The following is a 25,647-nucleotide window of genomic DNA, read 5'->3' on the forward strand; positions in this document are numbered from 1 at the left end:
ATAGATGCTCAAGGCGCATCAGGAAAACCCTCCAAACATCACCGCAGTGAGTACGAAATCGAGGCCCAGCACCGCCAGCGATGAGTAGACCACCGTGCGCGTGGTGGCGCGGGAGATACCTTCCGCCGTCGGCACCAGGTCATATCCCTGGAAGACGGCAATCCAGGTAACGACCAGGGCGAAGACAAGGCTCTTGATCATGCCGTTGCCAACATCATCGATAAAGTCGACGCTGGCCTGCATGTTGCCCCAGTAGGAGCCTTCGAAGACGCCGAGCCACTCGACGCCCACCAGATACCCGCCGTAGACGCCAACCACGCTGAAACCGATGGTGAGCAGCGGTAATGCCACGAAGCCGGCCCACAGCCTGGGGGCTACCACTCGGCGCAGCGGGTCGACGCCGATCATCTCCATGCTGGTGAGCTGCTCGGTGGCCTTCATCAAACCGATTTCGGCGGTAAGGGCCGACCCGGCACGCCCGGCAAACAGCAGCGCCGCCACCACTGGCGACAGCTCCCGCAGCAGCGACAGCGCCACCATCTGACCCAAGGCCTGTTCCGCACCGAAGTCGACCAGGATGGTGTAGCCCTGAAGCGCCAGCACCATGCCGATGAACAGCCCCGAGACGATGACGATGGCCAGCGACAGCACGCCAACGAAATGCATCTGTCGCAGCCACAGGTACCACCCCTCACGGGAGGGTACTCCGACTGCTGCCTGGGCCAGGAACAGGGCCGAGCGCCCCAGCGCCTCGAGCACGTCGCAGCCGCGGCGACCGAGCCCAAGGATACGTTCGATCATGACCGCCCCTCCTGGTTCAGGATGTCACGGTAGAATTCCGGTGCCGGGTAATGAAAGGGCACAGGGCCGTCCGGCTCGCCATGCACGAACTGGCTGACGCGGGGGTCCTGGTCGACATCGAGACTGGTTGGCGTGCCATGAGCCATGACCTCTCCATCGGCAATGACATAGACGTAATCGGCAATCGACAACGCCTCGGGAATATCGTGCGACACCACGACGGAAGTGAGGCCCAGTGCCTGGTTGAGCTTTTTTATCAGCTGCACCAGAACGCCCTTGGAAATAGGATCCTGGCCGACGAACGGCTCATCGTAGAGCACCAGGTCCGGGTCCAGCGCAATGGCCCGAGCCAGGGCGACGCGACGGGCCATACCGCCGGAAAGTTCGGAGGGCATCAGTTCGCGGGCACCACGCAGACCTACCGCCTGCAGCTTCATCAACACCAGGTCGCGGACCATGGCTTCCGGCAGGTCGGTGTGCACCCGCAGCGGAAACGCCACATTCTCGAACACGCTGAGGTCGGAGAACAGTGCCCCGCTCTGGAACAGCATGCCCATGCGCCGACGCAGCCCGAACAGCGCCTTGCGCGACAGCGCATGCACGTCGTGGCCGTCGATCAGGACGCGGCCGACATCCGGCACGAGCTGGCCGCCGATCAGCTTGAGCAGCGTGGTCTTGCCGGTGCCGCTGGGCCCCATGATGGCGGTGATCCTGCCGCGAGGAATCTGCAACTCAACGCCGCTGAAGATGGTCTTTTCACCACGCGAGAAGTGCAGGCCCTTCACCTCCACGAGGGGGGAATCGATCATGCTGCAAGGTCCAGGAAAAAAATTATCGAACATCGTATCCTAATCCTGTCTTCCGGCGCCAGCCTGCACGCGCCGCGGCTTGCACATGAGCCACCGAAGACGTCTAATGTGCCACCTCATATCCTTGACGCGACCACTCACCATGCTGCTGCCTGTCACTGCGATCGCCCTGGGCCTGGCCGTGCTCGTGTGGAGCGCCGACCGCTTCGTCAATGCCGCCGCCGCCACCGCGAGTCGTACCGGGTTGAGCACCATGCTGATTGGCATGACCGTGGTGGCCCTGGGCACCTCGGCGCCGGAGATCGTGGTGGCGGTGTTTGCCGCCCTGGAAGGCCTGCCCAACTTGGCAACGGGCAACGCCCTGGGCTCCAATATCGCCAACATCGGCCTGGTACTGGGCTTGACGGCCCTGGTGAGACCGATCCCCGTTCGATTCTCGCTGGTAAGGCGTGAGCTCCCGCTGCTACTGGGCGCTACCGGCCTGGCCGGCTATGCGCTGGCTAACGGCATCCTGGGGCGCTTCGATGCGCTTTTCCTGAGTTTATTGCTGGTCTTCAGCCTGTGGTGGCTGCTGCGCGCGGACACCCCTGACGTTGCGCCAAGCGAAGCCATTCCCGCCATGACCCTCGGCAAGGCCCTCGCCTGGCTGACCTTCACCCTGTTGCTGCTGGCAATCAGCTCCCGCTCGCTGGTGTGGGGGGCCAGTGAACTGGCCCGCGGCCTGGGCATCAGCGAACTGCTCATCGGCCTCACCGTGGTGGCAGTGGGGACCAGCCTGCCCGAGCTCGCCGCGTGCATTGCCAGCGCCATCAAGCGCCATCACGACCTGGCCATCGGCAACGTCATCGGTTCCAATCTGTTCAACCTCCTGGCCGTGTTGCCGATTCCAGGTCTACTGGCGCCTGGTCTGATCGATCCCGCTGCCGCCAGCCGGGACTTTCCCATCATGCTGATGCTGACGCTCGGCATGGGCATGTTCCTGCTGTGGTTCCGGCATGGCGAGCTCGGTCGACTGCCCGGAGCCCTCTTTCTGGGCACCTACCTGGTCTACCTGACCTGGCTGGCCGCTGCCGCCAGTGGCGCCACTTGAGCGAATCCACGCAAAGGACAACAATCATCGACATGAGCACCGACGCTTCAACACCGACACCTCGGAATACTCCTGCCGAAGGGGACTCCGCCATGCGGGCAAGCGCTCGTCGCACCCTGCAGGTCGAGGAGCTGGCCCTGGCCGCACTCAGCAAGCGGCTGGACACTCATTTCGACCGCGCCTGCGAACTGATGCTCGCCTGTCGGGGCCGCGTGGTGGTAACCGGCATGGGGAAATCGGGCCATATCGCCGGCAAGATCGCCGCCACTTTGGCCAGCACGGGAACGCCGGCCTTCTTCGTCCACCCCGGCGAGGCCAGCCATGGCGACCTGGGGATGATCACGCCGGGCGACGTGGTACTGGCGCTGTCGAACTCCGGTGAAACAGCCGAAGTCACCGCCCTGCTGCCACTGCTCAAGCGAATCGGCACCCCGCTGATCAGTATGACCGGGCGCCCCGGCTCGACGCTCGCACGCCACGCCGATGCCCACCTCGACGCCGGTGTCGAGCGCGAGGCCTGCCCGCTGGACCTGGCGCCAACGGCCTCGACCACCGCAGCGCTGGCGATGGGCGATGCCCTGGCCGTGGCACTGCTCGAGGCGCGCGGTTTCACCGCCGAGGAGTTTGCCCTTTCGCACCCCGGCGGCAGCCTGGGAAAGCGCCTTCTGTTGCGCGTGTGCGACCTGATGCACCAGGGAGACAGGCTGCCGTGCGTACCACTGGGCAGCCCACTGCGCGACGCTCTTCTCGAAATCACCCGCCAGGGACTGGGCTTTACTTGCGTGGTCGATGATCGGAATCGCCTCATCGGTGTCTATACCGACGGCGACCTGCGCCGCACGCTCGACCAGCACCAGGATCTCGGCTCGCTGACGGTAGATGAGGTGATGACCTGCCCAGGCAAGCGTATCGCCCCCGACGTGCTGGCTGCAGAGGCAGTGCGCGTGATGGAGGACAATCGGATAACGGCACTGGCTGTCGTCGACGAGAACGGACACCCGGTCGGTGCCCTGCATATGCACGATCTGCTGCGAAGCGGCGTGATCTGACTCTACTCTGACCAAGGAAACCCCATGGCCCTGGCCACTACCCTCGACCCGCGATTACTCGACCGACTGCGCAAGATTCGCCTGCTGGCGCTGGATGTGGACGGCGTACTCACCGACGGGCGACTCTACTTCCAGGCCGATGGCGTGGAAATCAAGGCGTTTCATACCCAGGACGGCCTGGGCATCAAGCTGCTGCGTCGCGCTGGCTTGCAGGTCGCCATCCTGACCGGGCGCGAGTCACCCATGGTCAGCCATCGCGCCGCGGCCCTGGGCATCGACCACGTCTTCCAAAGCTGTGAGGACAAGCTTGCTACGCTGCGCATGCTGTGCACCCGTACGGGCATCGAGCTGGAGCAGGTGGCCTACTGCGGCGATGACCTGCCCGACCTGGCCCCCATGCAGCGCGCCGGCCTGGGCTTCACCGTTCCCGGCACTCCGCCCTATATCCGCGCCAAGGCCGACTACATCACCGAGCGCAGCGGCGGGCACGGTGCCGTGCGTGAAATCTGCGACATGCTGCTGGATGCGCAAGGCCACCGCGACGCCCTGATCGACACCTACCTTCACGGCAAGCGCTGAGGCCTCCCGCTGATGCCATTTCGGCTGCCCCGCCCCACGTTTCGCGTCTGGCTGATCCTGCTGCTGCTGGTACTGGGCGGCATGATCGCGTGGCTGGACCCGTGGCAGGCGCCCACGCCCGGCCCGGTGCCTACCGATGCTGCCGGCGAACCCGACTACTTCCTCGAAGAAGCGCGCCTGACCCGTTTCGACACCGAGGGCCGGGCGCATCAGCGCCTGGAGAGCCCTCGCCTGGTCCATACGCCCCATGACGACGTCACGCGCACCGTCACACCGCTCGCCCATCTCGTGGACCGCGAGGGCAGGCTGTGGGTGGCCAGCGGCAAGGAAGGCAAGCTCGGCCCAGGCGGGAACCCGCTGACCCTCACCGGCGATGCTCGCCTTTTCGCCCCCGAGGAGCGTTGGCAGCTCGACACCGAGATCCTGCACTTCGACGCCGATGTTGGCCACGCCTGGAGCGACACACCAGCCCTTCTGCAACAGCCCCCGCAGCGGATGCGCGGCGAGCGATTCGATGCCTGGATCCATGACAACCGGGCACGTTTGACCGACAATGTGCGCGGCCACCACCCCCCGGAAGGCGCTCAGCCAGAGCAGCCCGCAGAAGCCGTAGACCTGGAGGATTTCACGCCATGAAGCGATACCAGCTCCCAACCGCCCGAACGTTGCTGACACTGGCGCTGGTTGGCATGGCGTGGGGCATCACCCCGGCCCTGGCGCAGCAGCGTGACGCCGAGCAACCCATCGAGGTGGAGGCCGACCAGCTTGACCTCGACGACGTCGCCGGTACCGCGGTCTATACCGGCGAGGTCGACATTCGCCAGGGCACCATGCGCATCACCGGTGACCGCGTGGAGATCCGCCGCAACGCGGCCGGCGAACTGTCCCGTGCCACGGCACACGGCGAGCGCGCCTACATCGAGCAACAGCCCGACCCCGAGCAGCCCGTGGTACGCGGCTGGGGCCGTACGATCATCTACCATGTGGCCGAACGCCGCGTGGAATTGATCGACCGCGCCGAACTGCACCAGGGCGGGGACACCTTCGATGGCGGCTATCTCGAATACTTCCTCGACCGTCGCGTGGTTCAGGCCCGCGCCGAGAGCGAAGGCGTCGAAGGACGCCAGCGCATTCGCATGACCCTGCAGCCGGAGCGCTGACATGGCGATGAAGACCCTGCATGCCCGACACCTGGCCAAGAGCTACAAGCGGCGTCGTGTGGTGCAAGACATCAGCCTCTCCATCGAGCAGGGCTGCGTGGTAGGGCTACTGGGTCCCAACGGGGCCGGCAAGACCACCTCGTTCTACATGATCGTCGGCCTGGTGAAAGCCGATGCAGGCAACGTCTGCATCGACGATCTCGACCTCACGAAGCGTGCCATGCACGAGCGCGCCAGAGCGGGAATCGGCTACCTTCCCCAGGAGGCGTCGATCTTCCGCAAGCTTTCGGTGGCTGACAACATCCTGGCCATACTTGAAACGCGCAAGGACCTGGATCGCCAGGGGCGACAGCAGCGCCTGGAGAAGTTGCTCGAGGATTTTCACGTCACCCATATTCGTGACAACCTGGGCATGAGCCTCTCCGGCGGCGAGCGACGCAGAGTCGAGATCGCCCGGGCGCTGGCCACCGAGCCGGCATTCATTCTGCTGGATGAGCCGTTCGCCGGCGTCGACCCGATCTCGGTGGGCGAGATAAAAGGTATCATTCGCCAGCTCAAGGCGCGTGACATCGGCGTACTGATCACCGATCACAATGTCCGCGAAACGCTGGACATCTGCGACTCCGCCTACATCGTCGGAGACGGCCAGATCATCGCCCAGGGGGACGCCGGGGAGATCCTCGCCAACCAGCGGGTGCGTGAGGTCTATCTCGGGGAAGACTTCCGCCTATAGCGCACTTGCCCTCCCTTGGCAAGCAGCTGTTATCGCATCGAAATATATCCAAAGGCACGAATATTGCCAATGGCATGCTTCTTGCTAAGCTTTCACTTGCAAGACGACGATGGCAAGTCTAGGGTAGAGCTTTTCCGGCAAATGAGCCCATTATTCTCATGGCCATGAAAGCATCTTTGCAACTGCGAGTCGGCACACAGCTGACCATGACCCCACAGCTGCAGCAGGCCATTGCCCTGCTGCAGCTTTCGACCCTCGACCTGCGCCAGGAGATCCAGCAGGCCCTCGAGTCCAACCCCATGCTCGAACTCGACGACGGCTTCGGTGAACAGGCCGTCAACGAGACCCAGAGCGACGACTGGGCCAGCGAGATCCCCAGCGAACTCTCCACCGACAGTGACTGGGCCGATACCTATCCCGACCATGCCGCAAGCGCCGGCAGCGGCTCGGGTGAGGGACCCGACTTCGAACGCCAGGCCTCGGGCCAGAGCCTCGCCGGCCACCTGATCTGGCAGCTGGCCATGACCGACCTGAGCGAGCGCCAGCGAATCATTGCCGAGAGCCTGATCGATGCAATCGACGGCGCAGGGTACATGACCCAGCCGCTTGAAGAGATTCGCGACGGCCTGCGCCAGCAGGGCCTCGATGGATTGCCGACCCGTGAGGTCGAGCAGGTGCTGCTGCGCTTGCAGCAGTTCGAGCCCACCGGCGTCTTCGCACGCGACCTGCGCGAGTGCCTGATGCTGCAACTGGCAGCCCTGCCCGACGACACCCCCCTGCTGCCCCAGGCAAGGCGCCTGGTACGCCAGTTCCTCGAAGCGCTGGCAGCGGATGACCGACGTTTGCTCAAGCGTCGCCTGGGGCTGGACGATGAAGCGCTGGACGATGCCATCAGCCTGGTGCGCTCGCTGAATCCACGTCCCGGCAGCGAATACGCCGAGGTAAGCAGCAACTACGTCACCCCCGACCTTGTCGCCTATCACGACGAATCCGGCTGGCGCGTCGAGCTCAATTCAGAGGCCCTGCCCCGGCTGCGCATCCAGCCCGACTACATGGCCCTGGTGCGACGCGCCGACAAGAGCCAGGATAACCAGTTCCTCAAGGATCACCTGCAGGAAGCTCGCTGGCTGATGAAGAGCCTGGCCAGCCGCAACGACACCCTGCTGCGAGTGGGACGCGAGATCATGGCACGCCAGATCGAGTTTCTCGAGCAAGGTGAAGAAGCCATGAAACCCCTGGTACTGGCCGATATCGCACAGGCCGTGGAGATGCACGAGTCGACCATTTCACGTGTCACGACACAGAAGTTCATTCACACGCCCCGCGGCGTCTTCGAACTGAAGTACTTCTTCTCCAGCCACGTGGGCGGCAACGGCGAAGGGGATGCCCACTCCAGCACCGCGATCCGCGCCCGGATTCGCAAGCTGATAGCCGACGAGCCACCTCGCAAGCCACTCTCCGACAGCCGCCTGGTGAGCCTGCTGGCGGAAGACGGTATCCAGGTGGCACGTCGCACCGTAGCCAAGTATCGTGAGGCCTTGGGCATTCCCTCTTCCAGCGAACGCAAGCGTTTTCGGTGAGCCCCACACGCGGCGTTGACGCCGGGCAAGACCGCCGCTCGTGGGGGTTTGCTCAGCGGGAAAAAGAGTTACAATCAAAACACCATTTGAAGGACCAAGGAGCTTGTCATGCAAGTCAACATCACCGGCCATCATGTTGAGCTGACCGATTCACTGCGTGACTACGTGGGCGAAAAACTGAACCGCGTCCAGCGGCATTACGACAACATCACCAACGTACAGGTGACGCTCTCGGTCGAGAAGGAGCGCCAGATGGCCGCCTGTACGCTGCATGCCGCCGGCGCCGATCTGCACGCCGAAGCCTCCGATCCTGACATGTACGCCGCGATCGATGCGCTGACCGACAAGCTCGACCGCCAGCTGGTCAAGCACAAGGAAAAGGCCCAGGCCCGCGCTCAAGGCGCCGGCATTCGCTGAGTCACGATGACACTGGAAACCATACTTCCCCCGGAGCGTGCGCTGTACGACGTCCCTGGGGGAAGCAAGAAGAGGGTGCTGGAGTTCTTCAGCACCTTCATCGCACAAAACACCCCGAGCCTCGACAGCCAGGAGGTGTTCGGCAGGCTGATCGGTCGTGAGCGGCTGGGCAGTACCGGCATCGGTAACGGCGTCGCCATACCGCACGCCCGCAGCCCGCACTGCCATAGCCCGGTCGCCGCCTTCCTCAAGCTGTCCGAACCCATCGACTTCGATGCCATCGACGGCGAGCCGGTGGATCTGGTCTTCGTGCTGCTGGTGCCCGAAGAGGCCGACGAGACACACCTGTCGCTGCTCAGCCAGGTCGCCAGCGTGATGAACGACGCCGAGACGCGCTCACGACTCCGCAAGTGCGAGAGCCAGCGCGAACTCCACGAGCGTCTCATCGAAGCCATCCGACGACAGTCTTCCGCCTGAGCCACTCGCCTCACCGCTCGGCCAGCCCCGATCAGGAGACCCTCCATGCAGCTTGTGATCATCAGTGGCCGATCCGGTTCGGGCAAGTCGATTGCACTGCAAGCGCTCGAAGACATCGGCTATTACGCCATCGACAATCTGCCGGCGATGCTGCTCGGCTCCCTTGTCGATGAGCTACGCAACTCTCCCACGTTGCAGACCTCCATCGCCGTCAGCATCGATGCACGCAACCTGCCCCATGCCCTGGAGCGATTTCCGCGGCTGGTGGAAGAGCTGCGAATCAAGCAGGTCGACTGCCAGATCGTCTACCTCACCACCGATGCGCGTATCCTCATCGAGCGCTACTCCGCCACTCGCCGTCGCCACCCCCTGACCCGCGACAGGGACATGACCCTGAGTGAAGCCATCGAGACGGAAGACACGACGCTGAGCGAAATTCGCAACCTGGCCGACCTGATCATTGATACCTCCCGGCTTTCGGTGCACGACCTGCGCGGACGCATCACCGAGCAGGTGGCCAGTCATCATGCCGACCGCCTGACGCTTACGGTGGAGTCGTTCGGCTTCAAGGGCGGCGTTCCGCTGGATGCCGATATCGTGTTCGACGCCCGCTGCCTGCCCAACCCGTACTGGGACCCCCGCCTGCGCTCGGCGACCGGGAGGGAACCCAGTATCGTGGCATTCCTGGAGCAGTATCCACTGGTCCAGCAGATGCTCGATGACATTACCCGCTGGGTAGAGCGCTGGCTGCCGGAATACCGCGATACCCACCGCAGCTACCTGACCGTCGCCATCGGCTGTACCGGTGGCCAACATCGCTCGGTGTATCTGGCCGAGCGACTTGCCCAACGCCTGGCCCAGCAGCAGCCCGACGTACGCCTGCGACACCGGGAGCTGGGCATCCATACCCCGGTCACTGCGCCCCAGGAGATGACCGCGGAGCCGTCCGATCGCAAGGAAGTCTGAGTGTGCCTAGCCGCAAGCTGACCCTCACCAACAAGCGTGGCCTGCACGCCCGCGCCGCCACCAAGCTCGTCCAGTGCTGCCAGCCGTTCGCTGCCCAGGTCACAGTCAGCCGCGGGGCACAGCAAGCCGATGCCGGCAATATCATGGCCCTGCTCATGCTGGGCGCCCCCTGCGGCACCGAACTCGAGATCAGCGCAGAGGGAGCGGATGCCGAAGCGGCCCTGAAGGCCGTCGAGGCGTTGTTCGACGCCCGCTTCGATGAGGATGCCTAGGGGAATGGCTGCGCTCGGCCATTCCCGGCAGTGCAATGGAAAGGCGTAACAGGCCCGTTCAGCTCATGAACCGGCCACGGTCATCTCGTCGATCAGCCAGCTCCCGGTATGGATGCTGCCGCGGGTCTCGAGATCGCTACCCACTGCTACCAGCCCCCTGAACATCGCCTCGAGGTTGCCGGCGATAGTGAACTCCTCCACCGGGTGCTGGATCTCGCCATTTTCCACCCAGAAACCGGCCGCACCACGCGAATAATCGCCGGTGACGCCATTCACCCCCTGCCCCATCAGCTCGGTGACCAGAATACCGCGCCCCATACGTGCAAGCATCGACTCGCGCGACTCGAGCGGTGCCGAGATGCAAAGGTTGCGCGCCCCGCCGGCATTGGCCGTGGTCTGCATGCCCAGTCGCCGCGCGCTGTAGGCCGACAGCATGTAGCTGGCCAGTCGGCCCTTGTCGATGAATACGTTGTCGCGGGTCTGCACGCCGTCATTGTCGAAAGGGGAACTGGCCATGGCCCCGAGCTCCATGGGACGCTCACCGAGACTGAACCAGTCGGGAAACAGCGGATCGCCCAGGCGGTCACACAGGAAAGAGGCCTGACGATAGAGCGAGCCCCCAGCAATGGCACTCATCAAGTGGCCGACCAGGCCGCTCGCCACGGAGGCATCGAACATCACCGGCAGTCGCCCGGTAACGGGTCGCCGAGCTCCCAGCCGACGCAGAGTGCGCTCAGCCGCCGCCTTGCCCACGGCTTCGGCGGACAGCAGGTCCTTGGGATTACGCGCGCTGGTATAGTCGTAATCGCGCTGCATGCCCTTCGGATCATCGGCGATCAGCATGCAGGAAAGCGAGTGCCGGCTGCCCCGCTGAGCGCCGAGGAAACCGTGACTGTTGGCATAGACGCGAACACCCTCGCCGCTGGAGAGCGAGGCCCCCTCGGACTGCCGAATGCCAGGCTCGCCGCGGCCGGCAGCCTCGCAGGCCAGCGCCAGATCTACTGCCTGCTCGGTGGAGAGCGGCCAGGGATGATGAACGTCGAGATCGGGAAGGTGAGTCGCCATCAGCTCGGCATCGGCCAGGCCTGCGGCAGGGTCCTCGCCGGTATAGAGCGCGATGGCCATGGCTTTTTCCACTACCTCCCGGATCGATGCATCGCCGGCATCGGTAGAGGAGGCACTGCCCTTGTGCCCGCGCAGGTAGACCGTAACGGCAATGCCCTGGTCGCGGGAGAGCTCGACGGATTCCACTTCTCCTTCACGCACGCTGATGCCGATACCCTGATCGACGCTTGCACCGACCTCACAGGCATCGGCCCCGAGCTGGCGTGCCAGGGCCAGCGCCTGCTCGGCACGCGACTCCAGCAGCACCTGCTGGGCGGCGGCATCGAAAGCCTTGCTCATGATTCTCTCCCTATTTCACCGGCCATACCGGTCTTCCGACGTGTCACTTCCCGCCGCCGGGACACACCACCCAGGCGACAGACTGATATACTGCAGTACATTCGTACCCACTCGCTTCTCGTTGGCCATCTGAACCCTGGCCTCTCACTATTTTGGATGCGGCATGACCCAGGACATTCCCTCTCCCTCCGATGAACGCCCCAGCAAGTCCCAGCTCAAGCGTGAAATGCATGCCCTCCAGGCACTGGGCGAGCAGATCATCGCCATGAGCCCGGCCGAGCGCGCTCGCTTCCCGCTTTCTGACGACATGCTCGCAGCGGTCGAGGAGACTTCTCGCATTCGCTCCCATGAGGGGCGCCGGCGCCACATGCAGTACGTCGGCAAACTCATGCGTCGTGAGGACCTGGAGGCGATTCGCGCCGTGTTCGACGAGATCGAGCAGGAAAACCGACGTCGCGACCTGGCCTTCCATCGCCTCGAGAAGTGGCGAGACCGCCTGATCGACGAGGGCGACGGTGCCGTCGAGGCCTTCATCGAAGAGCACCCAGACGTAGACCGCCAGGCGCTGCGCCAGCTGATCCGCAATGCCAGGAGCGAGCGCGAGCGGGGCAAGCCCCCGGCCAATGCGCGCAAGCTGTTCAAGCTGATCCGCGATACGGCGGGGCTGTAGGCCACACACCGCCTGGGGCCGAACCAGCGGCAAGCCCACCTGCGTGACGCCCGCCAGGCTCTACACCGCAACGCCGCCGAGCGCAGACCAGGCAAGGCGGCGCCCGGTGAGGCAGCGGAGTGCAGGCTCCCGGATGAGCATGGCGAGCCGAGCGCCAACGCAGTATCGACGAGCGCAGCCACGATCACTCAGGATGCCGTGCCACCTACCGTCAGCTCATCGAGCTTCAGCGTCGGCTGGCCGACGCCGACGGGCACACCCTGCCCCTCCTTGCCGCACACGCCGATTCCGGTGTCGAGTTCGAGGTCGTGACCGATCATCGAGACCCGGCCCATCACCTCCGGTCCATTACCGATCAGGGTCGCCCCCTTGACCGGCGCCGTGATCCGACCGTCTTCGATCAGGTAGGCTTCACTTGCCGAGAACACGAACTTGCCCGAGGTGATATCCACCTGGCCACCGCCGAAGCTGACAGCATAGATCCCGCGCCTGACGCTGGCGATGATGTCGGCCGGATCGTCCTGACCGGCCAGCATGTAGGTATTGGTCATGCGCGGCATTGGCATGTGGGCAAACGATTCACGCCGGGCGTTGCCGGTGGGCTGCATGCCCATCAGGCGGGCGTTCAGCTTGTCCTGCATGTAGCCGGTGAGTATGCCGTCCTCGATCAGCGGCGTGTACTGGCCTGGCGTACCTTCGTCGTCCACGGTCATGGAACCGCGCCGATCCTCGAGGGTGGCATCGTCGACCACCGTGACCCCGGGCGAGGCCACGCGCTGCCCCATGCGTCCGGCAAAGGTCGAGCTGCCCTTGCGGTTGAAGTCCCCCTCCAGGCCATGCCCGACGGCTTCGTGCAGCAGAATGCCGGGCCAGCCCGGACCGAGCACCACGGGCATCTGGCCGGCCGGCGCGTCGACCGCATCCAGATTCACCAGGGCCTGGCGCACCGCCTCCCTAGCAAAGCGCTCGGCGACGTTGTCGTCACGCAGGCGCGACATGGCATAGCGGCCGCCGCCGCCGGCACTGCCGCGCTCACGACGACCGTTCTTGACGGCAATGACGCTGACATTGAAACGCACCAGCGGCCGGATATCGGCAGCCAGGGTGCCATCACTGGCACGCACCAGCACTACCTCATGCACCCCGGTCAGGGAGGCACTCACCTGGCTGATCGCTGGATCTGCAGCACGTGCCACCCGGTCGGCCTGCTGCAGCAGGGCGATCTTCTCTTCCGCAGTCAGTCCCGCCAAGGGATCGACCGAGGCGTAGCGCCGAGCCCCCTGGCTCACGACCCGCGAGCCGAGCGGGAGGGTGGCACCACTGCGTACGATGCCCGCAGCGGTACGCCCCGTTTCCGCCAAGGCATCGCCGGTAATCTGGTTGGAATAGGCGAAGCCCGTCTTCTCCCCCGCCATGGCACGAACACCGATCCCGCCGTCGATGTTGTAGCCGGCCTCCTTGACCTTGCCATCTTCCAGCACCCAGCTCTCGTGCCAGCTCCTCTGGAAGTAGAGGTCGGCATAGTCGACGCCGGGCGTGAGCACATGGCCAAGGCCGGTATCGAGGGAGTCGATATCCAGCCCACCTGGATGCAGGAGGATCTCGGCGGCAGTTTCAAGCAACGCTGGGGAAGATGTCGTCATTCGGCGGTTTCCAGTGTGATGTCGGGCGAGGTCCAGGGACCCCGCACGCGATAGTGAATGCGGGTGACCCGGTTGAGGGCGCTACCGAAGAGCCTGTCGGCTATGAACAGCGCGCCTCCGACCGCGGGCGCTCCAGCAATCACCGCCGCAAGCGGCAGACTGCTGCTGACAGGAACTGTGACGCCCAGGCGTTGATCCAGTTCCTGGCGTGAGAGATTGACGGTACCGTCGAGCGTGAACGAGGTCGCCGGTCCGTCGATGAGGATCGGGCCACGGGTCTCGAGCACGCCAGCGTACAGGGTAGCAGCCCCGGAGACATGATCGAAGGCCGTGCCCTGCCCGGTCACGTCGGAAAAGTCCATGCGCAACCGCCGCACCAGGTTGTCGACATTGAGCAGGCCCACCACCCGCGCCGTGGGCGATTCCAGTTGGACGAAGCGGCCGTCGCGGAGCTCCGCTTCGATGCTGCCACGCGAACGCGCCAGGGCAAACTGCCAGGGCGGGCCCGGCCACGCCAGCTGAGTGCGTACACGGGTCTCGTTGCTGCGGATGGAGACGGGTTGTCCGAGCCGCTCCAGGGCGGTGCCCAGGTCACGCCCATCGAGGTCGATACGTGAGCGAGTCAGGCTGTCGCCCGGCCCGGCCGATTCCCAGACGATCTCGCCACGCGCTGTGATCTGGCCCAGAGTCAGCCCCAGCGGTGCGATCTCGAGCCGATCCGGTCCACTTCTCCAGTGGGCGGTCGACGGTCCGATTTGACGGCCTTGATAGAGGATTTCGGCGATGCGAAAGCGGCCATCGGGCAACTCTGCCACCCAGTCAGGCAACGGGGTTGGATCGGGTGGAACGTCGAGTTCCTGGAGCAGGTTGCCGCCACCCTCCTCCTGGGCGGGGAACAGACCATCCAGCGTCAAGCGCCCGAGCGCGATATCCAGGGAATCGGCAAGCGAGGGACGAAAGTCGAGCTGCCCCTCGAGCAGGTCGCCATCGAACCCGATGCGCCATCCTCCACCAGTGTGGGGCTGCGCCTCCGCAGTCATGACCCCGACACAGTCATCGCGCAGCACCAGACAAGCGGTCTCCACACGTAGCCGACGCAGCGGCGAAGGGCCGTTACCCGCGGCTTCCCCGTTGCCGTCGAGCAAGGGCGCCAATGCCTCGCCCCACTGCACCGGATCGAGCCGCGAGTGGTAGAGGGTTCCCGTCCAGCCTTCCTGTTCAGTCCAACTTGGGGCGTCAGGCAGCCGGCCAAGCCAGAACTGCCCCTCCCCCATCTCCGACCAAGGCAAATCACGCCAGCGCAGGCGAACGTCGCCACCCAGCTCCGCCTCAACACGCCGCGCGTCGAGATCGGCCTGAATCCAGAGCGGACGCGACTCGTCCGCGGCCTTGCCCAATGGCTCCGGCAGGTCAATGGCCAGCCCCTGCAGGTTGCTGTCGAAGCGGAAGGTCGTGCTTGTCTCGCCCAGCGAGAAGCGACCACGCCAAGGCAGGCGCCCCGCAACCAGGGCCCCCAGCTCCGCCACTTCGAAACGTTGCAGCACGTTGGCCACTTCGGCACTGCCGTCAAGTTCGACGTAGCCTTCCAAGGTGTCGAGTGCGGCATTGACCGGCCCCCCGAACAGGCGCCCTTCCAGCCGCCCCTCGAGCCCACCTTCATCATTACGCTGTCGCCAGGCCAGAGGTCCTCTCACATCGCTGAACGGCACTTCGAGCGGGAGATATTCGAGTCGCTCCATGGCGACCCGGGTCTCGAGATCAAGCTGGAACGCATCCGTTTCGCCGAGCGGCAGGGCCAGATCAATACGGCCGTCGGCGCGACCTTCGCCACGCCAGTCATCGACCTGCTCCATGCCGTCGACCGGAATGGCACGCAGATAGCGTCGCAGGGCATCACCGTCGGCAGCCAGGTCCCCCGAAACGCGCAGTACATCGTCCTCGATGGATATCCGTCCGTTGGTACCTTGCACGCCCAGGCTCTCCGCCTGGTACACCTCGGCGGTCAGGCTACCGATCCCTGCAGTCAGCCGCCCTTCCAGCGCCTCGATCACAGGCCATTGCGGATCGAACGGCAGGCGCCCGTCCTCGATCGCCAGGTCGAGCTGCAGCCTCGGCTCGACGCCGCTGCCGCCACGAAGCAATGGCAGATGCAGGCGCAGCTCACCTGCAGGCACTCGCCCGGCCACCCCTGCCGCGAGCCATGCATCGAGCTCCTCACCCAGCACATCGGCCGGTAGCCAGTCGGCCAGCGGTCGCTCCAGGACATCGACGTCGCGGAAGCGAAGATCGAGCCCAAGCCCGCCGTGCACACCACCGCCGAGCGAGAGTCCGAACCCGCCCTCGACTTCAGCCCCCTGCCAGCCGGCCATGAGATTGCGGCCGCTGACGAAGGTGCGGGGCCCCTCGTAGACCCAACGCACCTCGCCGCTGGCATGGGAGAGCCCCATCGGGGCCGCGTAGAGCTGAGGGACTTTGAAAGCGGGCTCGCCGACGCCGATGAATTCGACCCTGCCGGTAAGGTCGCGTGCCTCGACCCAGGCATCGAGCGGACCACCGCCGGGCACTTCGCCCCAGGGCTCCACCTCGACCTGATGCAGAGCGGCCTGGGCCAGCCACTGGCCGTTGCGCCGGCCCACGCCCAGGCCGGAAACAAGGCCACGCGGCCCGAGCGCATCGATGGTGCGCACCAGGCCCTCGGGGAGCAGCACACGCTCCTGCCAGGCGGCAAGCGAGGCAAGCTCGAACTGGCTGGTATTCAGCCACCAGCCACTGTCGTCGTGGCGAACATGCCAGAAATGCGGGAGCGCCGGCTTCTCTTCGCGCTCGAGCTCGTGTGGCTCCGCCCAGTCGGCGGCCGAGGCATCGCCCTGCAACCACGCTTCCCAGCCTTCGTCGTTACGCAGCCACTGGCCACGCGCCCTCACCGGCTCCAGGACGATGGGATCATCGTCACGGCGCAGCGCCAGCCGCGGGATATCAAGGTCTATCCGGGCATCGGCCAGCGCACCTCGGTGCCAACGTCCCCACAGGGTGGCCTCGCCACTGGCGTCCTCGAGGCGCAAGGGATCATCGGGGGTGAAGACCTCGACAAGGTCGATGAGCGTGTCGAGCTTCATGCTGGCCTGGAGTGCGGCGCTGAACTCGTGGAAACCGGTGGGACCCGGAAAGACCTCCAGCACGGCCTGCAGGGACGCCTCCTCCTGCCCCTCGAGATGAATCTCGCCCTCGAGGTGGGCGTGGCGCTCGTCGCCGGTGAGCAGCAGCCGCGGCGCCTGAAGTTCGACGCGTCGTTCGCGGCCATGCAGTACGAGGCGCACGTCCTCCACCCAGGCGCGCTGGCGCAGCAACAGCCCCACCCAGTAATCAAGCTGCTCGAGGTCGAAATCGCCTTCGAAGAGCTCCGGAGGAATCCTTGCCGGGTCCGGCCAGTGCCAGCCGCCCTGCTCGTCCTGGTAGAGGTGCAGCGTCAGGCCGCTGAGCCGGGCATCCTTGACCACGGGTAGGCCGGCACGCAGGCTGGCGGCAGTATCCAGCCGCAGACGGGCATGCTCGACCTCAAGGAGAGGCAGGCCGGTTTCCCCCGGATGAGTGGTGACCGAGAGGCCGCCGCCCTCCATGACCGGGTCGAGACGTGCCAGCCTCGCCCCAAGCGCCTGCAGCTCCACCGCTGCGCCGGAACGCGCTTCGAGCAGGCGCTCCACGCGTGGTGCCAGCTGGTCGACCTGGGACAGGGCGACCCGCAGCGTCAGCAGCAGCACGGCTACCAGCGCCAGCAGCACGGCCAGCAAGGTGAGCGTCCAGCGGGCCACCTGACGAAACGGATGCATCAGCTGCTCACATCAGCACGATATCGTACTGCTCCTGAGAGTAGTGGCTCTCGACCTGGAAGCGGATGGTCTTGCAGATGAATGCTTCCAGGTCGGCGACCGCCGCAGACTCTTCATCGAGCAGGCGATCCACCACCGGCTGGGAGGCCAGGACCATGTAAGTTTCGGCGTTGTAGGCACGCTCTTCACGCAGGATTTCACGAAAGATCTCGTAGCAAACCGTCTCGGCAGTCTTCAACGTACCGCGACCGCCACAGGTGGAGCAGGGTTCGCACAGGGTCTGCTCCAGGCTCTCGCGGGTGCGCTTGCGGGTCAGTTGGACAAGTCCAAGTTCGGTGACGCCGGTGCACTTGGTCTTGGCGTGGTCGCGCTCCAGCGCCTTCTCGAGCACCCGCAGCACCTGACGCTGATGCTCCGGATCCTCCATGTCGATGAAATCGATGATGATGATGCCGCCCAGGTTGCGCAAGCGCAGCTGACGGGCGATGGCATTGGCGGCCTCGAGATTGGTCTTGAAGATGGTCTCCTCGAGGTTGCGGTGCCCTACGTAGCCGCCGGTATTGACGTCGATGGTGGTCATCGCTTCGGTCGGGTCGATCACCAGGTAGCCACCGGACTTGAGCTGCACCTTGCGGCCCAGCGCCTTCTGGATTTCGTCTTCGACGCTGTAGAGGTCGAAGATGGGCCGCTCACCCGGGTAGTATTCGATGCGTGCCGAGGAATCGGGCATGAACTCCTCGGCGAACTCCAGCAGCTTGACGAAGTTCTCCCGGGAGTCGATGCGCACCTTCTCGATGTCGTCGCGCATCAGGTCGCGCAGCGTGCGAATGAACAGGGGCAAGTCGTCGTAGATGACGCTGGGCGCCGGAGCGGTCACCTTGCGCTCATTGACCTTGCGCCACAGCCGCAGCAGGAAGTGCATGTCGGCGAAGAGCTCTTCCTTGCCCACGTTCTCGGCCGCGGTACGGACGATGAACCCGCCGGTGACCTCGATCTCCTGCTCGCTTTCACAGAGCGCCAGCAGGTCGCGCAGGCGGTCGCGCTCTCGCTCGTCCTCGATTCGCTGGGACACGCCATGGTGGGGGGAGTCAGGCATGTAGACGAGGTAGCGGGACGGCACCGACAGGTGGGTGGTCAGGCGTGCCCCCTTGGAGCCGATGGGGTCCTTGGTGACCTGGACGACCAGGGCCTGGCCCTCGTGAAGCAGTTGGCCGATCGACGCCTGCTCATCGGGCGGCGTACCCGGCGGCATGACCTCGTGCGCATGGATGAAAGCCGCGCGATCCAGCCCGATATCGACGAAGGCCGCCTGCATGCCGGGAAGCACCCGTACCACGCGTCCCTTGTAGATGTTGCCGACGATACCGCGTCGGCGAGTGCGCTCGATCAGCGCCTCCTGCAGCACGCCGTTTTCCACTACCGCGACCCGGGTTTCCATCGGCGTCAGGTTGATTAGTACTTCACCGCTCATGCGGAAGTCCTTGTCCAGTTCAGTCTTTGCCGCATTATGACATAGGGATGCGGCTAGAAAGCACCATTCCATAGCGGTACGCCTTGTCGCACCAGCAGTTGAGCCGTTTCGAACAGAGGCAGCCCGACCACCGCCGAGTGGCTGCCCTCGATGCGTTCGACGAAGATCGCGGCAAGCCCCTGAATGGCGTAGCCCCCTGCCTTGTCGGCCGGCTCGCCCGTGGCCCAGTAGGCTGCCATCTCGGCGGCGCTGATGTCACGCATGAAGACACGCGTCGTCACGCAGGCGTCGAGCAGACCCTCCGGCCCGGTTACGGCCACTGCAGTGAGCACCTCGTGTGCGCGCCCCGACAGCAGGCGCAGCATGTCGGCAGCCTCGTCTCGACCGGCGGGCTTGCCGAGGATGCGACCGTCACACACCACGGCGGTATCCGAGCCCAGCGTGGGTAGTATCGAAAGCCGCCCACCCGCAGTGGCCTTTTCACGAGCCAGGCGCAAAACGTAATCGCCGGGCGACTCCTCGTGCCTGGGGGTCTCGTCGATATCGACCGGCCTGACCTCCACCGTCACATCGATACTGGCCAGCAGCTCGCGCCGCCGCGGTGAGGCCGAAGCCAGGCACAGCACGGCAGCAGGTGGGCGCTCGCTCATGCGGTCGTTCCTTCAGTCATGGCTCACCAGCCGACGCTCGAAGGCCTGGAACATCGTCACCAACCATGGCCAGAGAGCCGCCCCTATCAGCGAGGGAAGCAGGAAGGCGAGATGCATCGAGAAAGGGCCGAACAGGGTCCGCAGCCACTGCTCCAGCAGCTGCACCAGTCCCAGCAGCACCAGGACCAGCAGCGACTGCTGGACCAGGGAGTAAGCACGAAAGCGCGGATAGACCAGCGCCGAGAGAAAGGCGAGCAGCGAGAGGGCCAGGGCATTCTGCCCCAGCGGAGCGCCTTCGATGAGATCGAGAAGGACGCCCAGCACGAAGCCATGAAGGACCCCCACTCGGTCGGGGGCTGCCATGCACCAGTAGATGAGCATCAGGCCAAGCCAGTCAGGCCGCCATATCTGCCAGCCCTCTGCCAGCGGCATGACCTGCAGGCACAACGCCAACAGCAGGGTAAGCCAGATCCAGGGCAGCGCCGTCCGGGGTCCGCTCGGCATCAGTCAGGCTCCTCCGTTGCAGTTGCCACCGGCGTGTCGGCACCCAACTGGTCCGGCAGTTCCTGATCCCATATTTCATCATCAGGCACCGGTGCGGGCTCGGGCGGGAAAACCAGCAGGAAGTGACGCGAGCGCTGCAGGCGCGCTACCGGCTCTGCAGTGACACGAGCAAATGGCTGCCCTGGATCGTGCACCACTTCAGTCACCCTGGCTACCGGATAGCCTGGGGGGAAGCGCCCCGCCATGCCCGAGGTGACCAGAAGGTCTCCCTCGCGAATGTCGGCGGTGTCCGGCACATGCATTACCCGCAGCGCATTGTAGTCACCGCTGCCCTGAAGCACGAAGCGCAACCCGTTGCGATTGACCTGGATCGGCAGCGCATGGCTGGCATCGGCCACCATCAATACCCGGCTGGAGTAGGCCGATACGGCCGTTACCTGCCCCACCAGGCCCGAGGCATCGAGCACCGGTTGACCGACGAAGACCCCGTTGCGCCGTCCACGGTCGATCACCATCTGATGGGTGAAGGGGTCGGCATCAAGGGAGAGCAGTTCGGCAGTGATGTAGTCGGCTTCGAGGCGGGCGGCGGCACCCAGCAGTTCACGCAGGCGCACGTTCTCTGCCGTCAGGCTCGACATGTGCTGCACCCTGTGCGACAGGTGCAGGACCTGTTCGCGCAGGCGGCGATTCTCCTCCACCAGCGCACGCTGGTCGGACAGCGCCAGCGAGCCCCAGGTCAGTACGTCGCTGGGCACCGCAACCAGCCACTGAATCGGCGCCACGACGGTAGTGAGTTGCGCACGCACTTCTTCCATGCGGGTAAAGCGATGATCGGCGAACATCAGCGCCGAAGCGACCACCGCACACAGCAGCATGCGGTAGCCGGGCACAGTACCGTGCGAGAACAGCGGTTTAATAGACGTCCCCCCCGCACCTGGCGCAGCGCATCAGCCGGCCACGCCTGTTCATACGACGCTTCGCACTGGTCAGGCGCTTCAGCGCATCTCAATCGCTCGAGAGCAGCTCGAAGGTATGTCGGTCGATCATCTCCAGGGCCTTGCCCCCACCTCGCGCCACGCAGGTCAGCGGATCCTCGGCCACGATGACCGGCAGGCCCGTTTCCTCGGCGATCAGCTTGTCCAGGTCGCGCAGCAAGGCGCCACCACCGGTCAGCACCAGTCCACGCTCGGCGATATCCGAAGCGAGCTCAGGGGGAGACTGCTCCAGAGCGCTCTTGACCGCGGCGACGATGGAGGAGAGCGTCTCCTGCAGCGCGTCGAGGATCTCATGGGAGTTGAGCGTGAAGCTGCGCGGAATCCCTTCGGCCAGGTTGCGACCGCGCACGTCGATCTCGCGCAGTTCGCCGCCGGGGTAGGCACAGCCGATCTCTTCCTTGATACGCTCCGCGGTGGCCTCGCCGATCAGGCTGCCGTAGTGGCGACGCACATAGGCGGAGATCGCCTCGTCGAAGCGGTCGCCGCCGACACGAATCGACTCGGAGTAGACCACGCCGTTCAGCGAAATGATGGCGATCTCGGTCGTGCCGCCGCCGATATCCACCACCATGGAGCCCTGGGCGTCGTCGACGGGCAAGCCGGCACCGATCGCGGCGGCCATCGGCTCCTCGATCAGGAACACCTCACGGGCACCGGCCCCCTCGGCAGACTCCTTGATCGCCCGGCGCTCGACCTGGGTCGACATGCAGGGTACGCAGACCAGTACCCGCGGGCTCGGCGTCAGGAAGGTGCTCTGATGAACCTTGCGGATGAAGTGCTGCAGCATCTGCTCGGTAACGGTGAAGTCGGCAATCACGCCATCCTTCATCGGGCGGATGGCGGTAATGTTGCCCGGCGTTCGACCCAGCATGCGCTTGGCATCGGCACCCACTGCGGCCACGCTGCGCATATTACCGGACTGGCGGATGGCGACTACCGAAGGCTCGTCGAGCACGATGCCGCGACCGCGGACGTAAATCAGTGTATTGGCCGTACCCAGATCGATGGAAAGATCGCTGGAGAACAGCCCCCTCAAACGTTTGAACATGGACGTCGTTACCTAGTGCAGACCGGGAGCAGTGCGGAGGCAAACGGTATCATCGCCGCCCCCGTGCAGCAAGCGACATGGTGCTGCCGCGATGAGAGGAAGAGTGCCCGTCACGGCTCGAATATGGTACCTTTTCCTGCTGTTCATAACACTCCATCCGTGCGAGGACAATCAGCTCATGGCGCTTGAACACGCAGACGTGCAGCGGGCCGCCCACCTGGCCCGGCTCGGCCTGGACGAAGGCGAGGCCGCCCGCTACGCGGACGACCTTGGTCGCATCCTGGAAATGGTCGATCAGCTTCAGGCACTCGACACCGAAGGGGTCGCACCGCTGGCCCATCCGCTCGACGTCACCCAACGCCTGCGTGCCGACGAGATCACCGAGAGCGATCAGCGCAATACCTTCCAGCGCTGTGCTCCGGCAGTCGAAGACGGTCTCTACCTGGTGCCCCGGGTCGTCGAGTGAGTCTCGACAGGCCACTCCACAGGCCCCCGTTTTCGCAGGATCCGCCTTCTCAACCACGGCACGCTTTCATGGAGCCATGCCGCATGCATGACAAGACCCTTGCCGAACTGACCCGTTCGCTCGACGCCGGCGAGTTCTCCAGCCGCGAACTGACCCAGCACCTGCTTGGCCGCATCGACCGCCTCAACGGCAAGCTGAACAGCTTCATCACCGTCACCCACGACCAGGCCCTGAGCGCTGCCGATGCCGCCGACAAGGCACGCGCAGCCGGCCAGGCCGGCCCACTTACCGGCCTGCCGCTGGCGCTGAAGGACATCTTCTGCACCCGCGATGTCAAGACCACCGCCGGCTCGAGGATGCTCGACACCTTCATCGCGCCCTACGATGCCACCGTCGTGGAGAAGCTCGCCGAGGCCGGCAGCGTCAGCCTGGGCAAGACCAACATGGACGAGTTCGCCATGGGCTCGTCCAACGAGAACAGCCACTATGGCCCGGTGAAGAACCCCTGGGATCTCGCCGCCGTGCCGGGCGGCTCCTCCGGTGGCAGTGCCGCCGCGGTGGCGGCCGGCCTGGTGCCGGCCGCCATCGGCACCGACACCGGCGGCTCGATACGCCAGCCCGCCGCCTTCTGCGGCATCACCGGACTCAAGCCCACCTATGGCCGAGTCTCGCGCTACGGCATGATCGCCTACGCCTCGAGCCTCGACCAGGCCGGTCCCATGGCGCGCAGCGCCGAGGATTGCGCCCTGCTGCTCAACGTCATGGCCGGCCACGACCTACGCGACTCCACCTGCGTGCAGCGCGGCGTGCCGGACTACACCGAGGAACTCGGCACCGCCCTTTCCGGCCTCAAGATCGGCCTGCCCAGCGAGTACTTCGGCGATGGCCTTGACCCCGAAGTGGAAGCCGCGGTTCGCGAGGCGATCAAGGTCTACGAGTCGCTCGGCGCCAGCGTGCGCGAGGTGAGCCTGCCCCACACTCACTACGCGATCCCGGCCTACTACGTCATTGCCCCGGCCGAGGCCTCGTCTAACCTGTCACGCTACGACGGCGTGCGCTTCGGCCATCGCTGCGACAACCCGGTCGACCTGATCGACATGTACAAGCGCAGTCGCGCCGAGGGCTTCGGCGACGAGGTGAAGCGTCGCATCCTGATCGGCACCCATACCCTCTCCGAGGGCTTCTTCGACGCCTACTACAAGAAGGCACAGCAGGTCCGCCGCCTGATTCGCCAGGACTTCCTCGACGCCTTCGAGGAGGTCGACGTGCTGATGGGGCCGGCCTCGCCCACCCCGGCCTTCGATCTCGGCGCCAACAAGGATCCGGTGTCGATGTACCTGCAGGACATCTACACGATTGCCATCAACCTGGCAGGCATTCCCGGGATGAGCGTACCGGCCGGCCTTGCCGGCAGCCGCCCCATCGGGCTGCAGATCCTGGGCAGCCATTTCACCGAGGCGAGACTGCTCAACGTCGCCCATCAGTTCCAGCAGGCCACCGACTGGCACCGTCAACGCCCCGCTCTTGCCGAGGAGAACGCCTGATGCAATGGGAAACCGTGATCGGTCTGGAAGTCCACGTCCAGCTCGCCACTCGTTCGAAGATCTTCTCCGGTGCATCCACCTCCTTCGGCGCCGAGCCCAACACCCAGGCCTGCGCCGTCGACCTCGGCCTGCCGGGTGTGCTGCCGGTACTCAACGAGCAGGCGGTGGCCATGGCGGTCAAGTTCGGCCTGGCAATCCATGCCGAGATCCCCGAGGTCTCGGTGTTCGATCGCAAGAACTACTTCTACCCCGACCTGCCCAAGGGCTACCAGACCAGCCAGATGTACCAGCCCATCGTCGGTGTGGGCGAGGTCGAGATCGCCCTGGAAGACGGCACGACCAAGCGGGTTCGCGTGCATCATGCCCACCTCGAGGAGGATGCCGGCAAGTCACTGCACGAGGACTTCCACGGCATGACCGGTATCGACCTCAACCGCGCCGGCACGCCGCTGCTGGAGATCGTCTCCGAGCCTGACATGCGCAGCGCCAAGGAGGCCGCCGCCTATCTCAAGGCGATCCACTCGATCGTCACCTACCTCGGCATTTCCGACGGCAACATGGCCGAGGGCTCGATGCGCTGCGATGTCAACGTCTCGGTGCGCCCCAAGGGCCAGGAGACCTTCGGTACCCGCGCCGAGATCAAGAACGTCAACTCCTTCCGCTTCGTCGAGCGTGCCATCGCCTTCGAGGTGGAACGCCAGGTCGAGCTGATCGAGGATGGCGGTACGGTGGTTCAGGAGACGCGCCTGTACGACCCCGAGCGCGACGAGACACGCAGCATGCGCACCAAGGAAGAGGCCAACGACTACCGCTACTTCCCCTGCCCCGACCTGCTGCCGGTGGTACTCGACCAGGCCTACATCGACCATCTGCGCGACAACCTGCCGGAGCTGCCCGCCGAGAAACGCGCCCGCTTCGAGAACGAACTGGGGCTCTCCGCCTACGATGCCAGCGTACTCTCCGCCACCCGCGAGATGGCCGACTTCTTCGATGAAGTAAAGGACGTCTGCGGCGACGCCAAGCAGGCCGCCAACTGGGTCCAAGGGGAGCTTGCCGGCGCGCTCAATCGAGAGGGCCTCACTATCACGGCCAGCCCGGTCTCCGCCCGCCAGTTGGGCGAACTGATCACGCGCGTGATGGACGACACCATCAATGGCAAGGCCGCCAAGCAGGTCTTCCAGGCGCTGTGGAACGGCCAGGGGACGAGTGCCGACGACGTCATCGAGGCGCAGGGTCTCAAGCAAGTCACCGACACCGGCGCCATCGAGGCGATGATCGACCAGGTGATCGCCGACAGCCCGGCCCAGGTGGCGCAGTATCGCGACGCCGAGCCGGACAAGCGCGGCAAGATGATCGGCTACTTCGTCGGCCAGGTGATGAAGGCCTCGCGGGGCACCGCCAACCCCCAGCAGGTCAACCAGCTGCTGAAGCAGAAGCTCGACGCACTCTGCTGATCCGCCGGGCGCCGCCTCCCAGGGTGGCGGCGCCTTTC

The 25,647-nt window shown here is 65.2% G+C and carries 25 protein-coding genes; 15 read left to right on the top strand and 10 right to left on the bottom strand.

Going from position 1 to position 25,647, the window contains the following annotated elements:
- Nucleotides 1–18: 18 nt before the first annotated feature.
- The gene (gene mlaE, locus H1D44_RS07750; protein WP_181514269.1) at nucleotides 19–801 is read right to left on the bottom strand and encodes a lipid asymmetry maintenance ABC transporter permease subunit MlaE; all 783 of its coding nucleotides are present in this window, start codon (nucleotides 799–801) and stop codon (nucleotides 19–21) included.
- The gene (locus tag H1D44_RS07755) at nucleotides 798–1,610 is read right to left on the bottom strand and encodes an ATP-binding cassette domain-containing protein (RefSeq protein ID WP_181514270.1); all 813 of its coding nucleotides are present in this window, start codon (nucleotides 1,608–1,610) and stop codon (nucleotides 798–800) included. Before H1D44_RS07755 ends, mlaE begins: the two co-directional genes overlap by 4 nt.
- A gap of 142 nt (nucleotides 1,611–1,752) precedes the next feature.
- Between H1D44_RS07755 and H1D44_RS07760 the strand changes: the two genes are divergently transcribed.
- The 11 genes from H1D44_RS07760 to H1D44_RS07810 all read left to right on the top strand — a co-directional run bounded on the left by H1D44_RS07760 (nucleotide 1,753) and on the right by H1D44_RS07810 (nucleotide 9,933).
- Nucleotides 1,753–2,700 carry a calcium/sodium antiporter gene (locus H1D44_RS07760; protein WP_181514271.1) on the top strand — a complete coding sequence of 316 codons (948 nt, stop codon included), beginning with the start codon at nucleotides 1,753–1,755 and terminating at the stop codon, nucleotides 2,698–2,700.
- Nucleotides 2,701–2,792: 92 nt separating this feature from the next.
- Nucleotides 2,793–3,749: a KpsF/GutQ family sugar-phosphate isomerase gene (locus tag H1D44_RS07765; protein WP_181514272.1), complete on the top strand. Its 957-nt coding sequence runs from the start codon at nucleotides 2,793–2,795 to the stop codon at nucleotides 3,747–3,749.
- Nucleotides 3,750–3,773: 24 nt separating this feature from the next.
- Nucleotides 3,774–4,328: a KdsC family phosphatase gene (locus H1D44_RS07770; RefSeq protein WP_181514273.1), complete on the top strand. Its 555-nt coding sequence runs from the start codon at nucleotides 3,774–3,776 to the stop codon at nucleotides 4,326–4,328.
- Nucleotides 4,329–4,340: 12 nt separating this feature from the next.
- Nucleotides 4,341–4,964, top strand: coding sequence for an LPS export ABC transporter periplasmic protein LptC (gene lptC / locus H1D44_RS07775; RefSeq protein ID WP_181514274.1), 624 nt, complete (start codon nucleotides 4,341–4,343; stop codon nucleotides 4,962–4,964).
- The gene (gene lptA / locus H1D44_RS07780; RefSeq protein WP_181514275.1) at nucleotides 4,961–5,488 is read left to right on the top strand and encodes a lipopolysaccharide transport periplasmic protein LptA; all 528 of its coding nucleotides are present in this window, start codon (nucleotides 4,961–4,963) and stop codon (nucleotides 5,486–5,488) included. The genes lptC and lptA overlap by 4 nt, the downstream gene beginning before the upstream one ends.
- Nucleotides 5,489–5,495: 7 nt before the next feature.
- Nucleotides 5,496–6,221, top strand: coding sequence for an LPS export ABC transporter ATP-binding protein (gene lptB / locus H1D44_RS07785; RefSeq protein ID WP_181514334.1), 726 nt, complete (start codon nucleotides 5,496–5,498; stop codon nucleotides 6,219–6,221).
- Between the two features lie 158 nt (nucleotides 6,222–6,379).
- A complete protein-coding gene (locus H1D44_RS07790; RefSeq protein ID WP_181514276.1) occupies nucleotides 6,380–7,801 on the top strand; it encodes an RNA polymerase factor sigma-54 in 1,422 nt (473 codons plus the stop codon).
- A 108-nt stretch (nucleotides 7,802–7,909) separates the two neighbouring features.
- Complete coding sequence (gene hpf / locus H1D44_RS07795) at nucleotides 7,910–8,218, top strand: ribosome hibernation-promoting factor, HPF/YfiA family (RefSeq protein ID WP_181514277.1); 309 nt, start codon at nucleotides 7,910–7,912, stop codon at nucleotides 8,216–8,218.
- 6 nt (nucleotides 8,219–8,224) lie between these two features.
- Complete coding sequence (ptsN, locus tag H1D44_RS07800; protein ID WP_181514278.1) at nucleotides 8,225–8,695, top strand: PTS IIA-like nitrogen regulatory protein PtsN; 471 nt, start codon at nucleotides 8,225–8,227, stop codon at nucleotides 8,693–8,695.
- Nucleotides 8,696–8,740: 45 nt separating this feature from the next.
- Entirely contained in the window at nucleotides 8,741–9,661 is a 921-nt protein-coding gene (gene rapZ, locus H1D44_RS07805) for an RNase adapter RapZ (RefSeq protein WP_181514279.1), read from the top strand.
- 2 nt (nucleotides 9,662–9,663) lie between these two features.
- Nucleotides 9,664–9,933, top strand: a complete 270-nt coding sequence (locus tag H1D44_RS07810; RefSeq protein ID WP_181514280.1) for an HPr family phosphocarrier protein — start codon at nucleotides 9,664–9,666, stop codon at nucleotides 9,931–9,933.
- A gap of 63 nt (nucleotides 9,934–9,996) precedes the next feature.
- Here the strand turns inward: H1D44_RS07810 and pmbA are convergent, their stop codons facing one another.
- Nucleotides 9,997–11,337, bottom strand: coding sequence for a metalloprotease PmbA (pmbA, locus tag H1D44_RS07815; RefSeq protein WP_181514281.1), 1,341 nt, complete (start codon nucleotides 11,335–11,337; stop codon nucleotides 9,997–9,999).
- A 163-nt stretch (nucleotides 11,338–11,500) separates the two neighbouring features.
- On the opposite strand from pmbA, the gene yjgA reads away from it, so the two are divergent.
- A complete protein-coding gene (gene yjgA / locus H1D44_RS07820; protein ID WP_181514282.1) occupies nucleotides 11,501–12,007 on the top strand; it encodes a ribosome biogenesis factor YjgA in 507 nt (168 codons plus the stop codon).
- 188 nt (nucleotides 12,008–12,195) lie between these two features.
- Here the strand turns inward: yjgA and tldD are convergent, their stop codons facing one another.
- From tldD to H1D44_RS07855, 7 genes are all read right to left on the bottom strand, one after another.
- On the bottom strand, nucleotides 12,196–13,650 hold the full coding sequence (tldD, locus tag H1D44_RS07825) for a metalloprotease TldD (protein ID WP_181514283.1): 1,455 nt from the start codon (nucleotides 13,648–13,650) through the stop codon (nucleotides 12,196–12,198).
- On the bottom strand, nucleotides 13,647–17,477 hold the full coding sequence (locus H1D44_RS07830; RefSeq protein ID WP_181514284.1) for a YhdP family phospholipid transporter: 3,831 nt from the start codon (nucleotides 17,475–17,477) through the stop codon (nucleotides 13,647–13,649). The genes tldD and H1D44_RS07830 overlap by 4 nt, the downstream gene beginning before the upstream one ends.
- 7 nt (nucleotides 17,478–17,484) lie before the next feature.
- Nucleotides 17,485–18,948, bottom strand: coding sequence for a ribonuclease G (gene rng / locus H1D44_RS07835; protein ID WP_181514285.1), 1,464 nt, complete (start codon nucleotides 18,946–18,948; stop codon nucleotides 17,485–17,487).
- A gap of 53 nt (nucleotides 18,949–19,001) precedes the next feature.
- Nucleotides 19,002–19,598 (bottom strand): Maf family protein, encoded by a 597-nt coding sequence (locus tag H1D44_RS07840; RefSeq protein ID WP_181514286.1) that lies wholly within the window; start codon nucleotides 19,596–19,598, stop codon nucleotides 19,002–19,004.
- Between the two features lie 12 nt (nucleotides 19,599–19,610).
- Nucleotides 19,611–20,102 (bottom strand): rod shape-determining protein MreD, encoded by a 492-nt coding sequence (gene mreD, locus H1D44_RS07845; RefSeq protein WP_181514287.1) that lies wholly within the window; start codon nucleotides 20,100–20,102, stop codon nucleotides 19,611–19,613.
- Nucleotides 20,102–20,992, bottom strand: a complete 891-nt coding sequence (gene mreC / locus H1D44_RS07850) for a rod shape-determining protein MreC (protein WP_422671658.1) — start codon at nucleotides 20,990–20,992, stop codon at nucleotides 20,102–20,104. Before mreC ends, mreD begins: the two co-directional genes overlap by 1 nt.
- Nucleotides 20,993–21,107: 115 nt before the next feature.
- Complete coding sequence (locus H1D44_RS07855) at nucleotides 21,108–22,145, bottom strand: rod shape-determining protein (RefSeq protein WP_104201758.1); 1,038 nt, start codon at nucleotides 22,143–22,145, stop codon at nucleotides 21,108–21,110.
- A gap of 178 nt (nucleotides 22,146–22,323) precedes the next feature.
- Here H1D44_RS07855 and gatC point away from each other — a divergent pair, with 178 nt between their 5' ends.
- The 3 genes from gatC to gatB all read left to right on the top strand — a co-directional run bounded on the left by gatC (nucleotide 22,324) and on the right by gatB (nucleotide 25,609).
- Nucleotides 22,324–22,611 (top strand): Asp-tRNA(Asn)/Glu-tRNA(Gln) amidotransferase subunit GatC, encoded by a 288-nt coding sequence (gene gatC, locus H1D44_RS07860; RefSeq protein WP_181514289.1) that lies wholly within the window; start codon nucleotides 22,324–22,326, stop codon nucleotides 22,609–22,611.
- Between the two features lie 83 nt (nucleotides 22,612–22,694).
- A complete protein-coding gene (gatA, locus tag H1D44_RS07865; protein WP_181514290.1) occupies nucleotides 22,695–24,155 on the top strand; it encodes an Asp-tRNA(Asn)/Glu-tRNA(Gln) amidotransferase subunit GatA in 1,461 nt (486 codons plus the stop codon).
- Nucleotides 24,155–25,609: an Asp-tRNA(Asn)/Glu-tRNA(Gln) amidotransferase subunit GatB gene (gatB, locus tag H1D44_RS07870; protein ID WP_181514291.1), complete on the top strand. Its 1,455-nt coding sequence runs from the start codon at nucleotides 24,155–24,157 to the stop codon at nucleotides 25,607–25,609. The genes gatA and gatB overlap by 1 nt, the downstream gene beginning before the upstream one ends.
- The last annotated feature ends 38 nt before the right edge of the window (nucleotides 25,610–25,647 follow it).

Source organism: Billgrantia kenyensis (assembly GCF_013697085.1).
Lineage (GTDB): Bacteria > Pseudomonadota > Gammaproteobacteria > Pseudomonadales > Halomonadaceae > Halomonas > Halomonas kenyensis.

Coding starts and splice junctions, on each gene's coding strand:
- lptC (WP_181514274.1), top strand. CDS start 4,341: ATGCCATTTCGGCTGCCCCGCCCCACGTTTCGCGTCTGGCTGATCCTG.
- H1D44_RS07830 (WP_181514284.1), bottom strand. CDS start 17,477: ATGCATCCGTTTCGTCAGGTGGCCCGCTGGACGCTCACCTTGCTGGCC.
- lptA (WP_181514275.1), top strand. CDS start 4,961: ATGAAGCGATACCAGCTCCCAACCGCCCGAACGTTGCTGACACTGGCG.
- tldD (WP_181514283.1), bottom strand. CDS start 13,650: ATGACGACATCTTCCCCAGCGTTGCTTGAAACTGCCGCCGAGATCCTC.
- rapZ (WP_181514279.1), top strand. CDS start 8,741: ATGCAGCTTGTGATCATCAGTGGCCGATCCGGTTCGGGCAAGTCGATT.
- H1D44_RS07855 (WP_104201758.1), bottom strand. CDS start 22,145: ATGTTCAAACGTTTGAGGGGGCTGTTCTCCAGCGATCTTTCCATCGAT.
- mreD (WP_181514287.1), bottom strand. CDS start 20,102: ATGCCGAGCGGACCCCGGACGGCGCTGCCCTGGATCTGGCTTACCCTG.
- gatB (WP_181514291.1), top strand. CDS start 24,155: ATGCAATGGGAAACCGTGATCGGTCTGGAAGTCCACGTCCAGCTCGCC.
- ptsN (WP_181514278.1), top strand. CDS start 8,225: ATGACACTGGAAACCATACTTCCCCCGGAGCGTGCGCTGTACGACGTC.
- hpf (WP_181514277.1), top strand. CDS start 7,910: ATGCAAGTCAACATCACCGGCCATCATGTTGAGCTGACCGATTCACTG.
- lptB (WP_181514334.1), top strand. CDS start 5,496: ATGAAGACCCTGCATGCCCGACACCTGGCCAAGAGCTACAAGCGGCGT.
- H1D44_RS07790 (WP_181514276.1), top strand. CDS start 6,380: ATGGCCATGAAAGCATCTTTGCAACTGCGAGTCGGCACACAGCTGACC.
- H1D44_RS07760 (WP_181514271.1), top strand. CDS start 1,753: ATGCTGCTGCCTGTCACTGCGATCGCCCTGGGCCTGGCCGTGCTCGTG.
- gatA (WP_181514290.1), top strand. CDS start 22,695: ATGCATGACAAGACCCTTGCCGAACTGACCCGTTCGCTCGACGCCGGC.
- H1D44_RS07755 (WP_181514270.1), bottom strand. CDS start 1,610: ATGATCGATTCCCCCCTCGTGGAGGTGAAGGGCCTGCACTTCTCGCGT.
- rng (WP_181514285.1), bottom strand. CDS start 18,948: ATGAGCGGTGAAGTACTAATCAACCTGACGCCGATGGAAACCCGGGTC.
- yjgA (WP_181514282.1), top strand. CDS start 11,501: ATGACCCAGGACATTCCCTCTCCCTCCGATGAACGCCCCAGCAAGTCC.
- H1D44_RS07770 (WP_181514273.1), top strand. CDS start 3,774: ATGGCCCTGGCCACTACCCTCGACCCGCGATTACTCGACCGACTGCGC.
- mlaE (WP_181514269.1), bottom strand. CDS start 801: ATGATCGAACGTATCCTTGGGCTCGGTCGCCGCGGCTGCGACGTGCTC.
- gatC (WP_181514289.1), top strand. CDS start 22,324: ATGGCGCTTGAACACGCAGACGTGCAGCGGGCCGCCCACCTGGCCCGG.
- H1D44_RS07840 (WP_181514286.1), bottom strand. CDS start 19,598: ATGAGCGAGCGCCCACCTGCTGCCGTGCTGTGCCTGGCTTCGGCCTCA.
- H1D44_RS07765 (WP_181514272.1), top strand. CDS start 2,793: ATGCGGGCAAGCGCTCGTCGCACCCTGCAGGTCGAGGAGCTGGCCCTG.
- pmbA (WP_181514281.1), bottom strand. CDS start 11,337: ATGAGCAAGGCTTTCGATGCCGCCGCCCAGCAGGTGCTGCTGGAGTCG.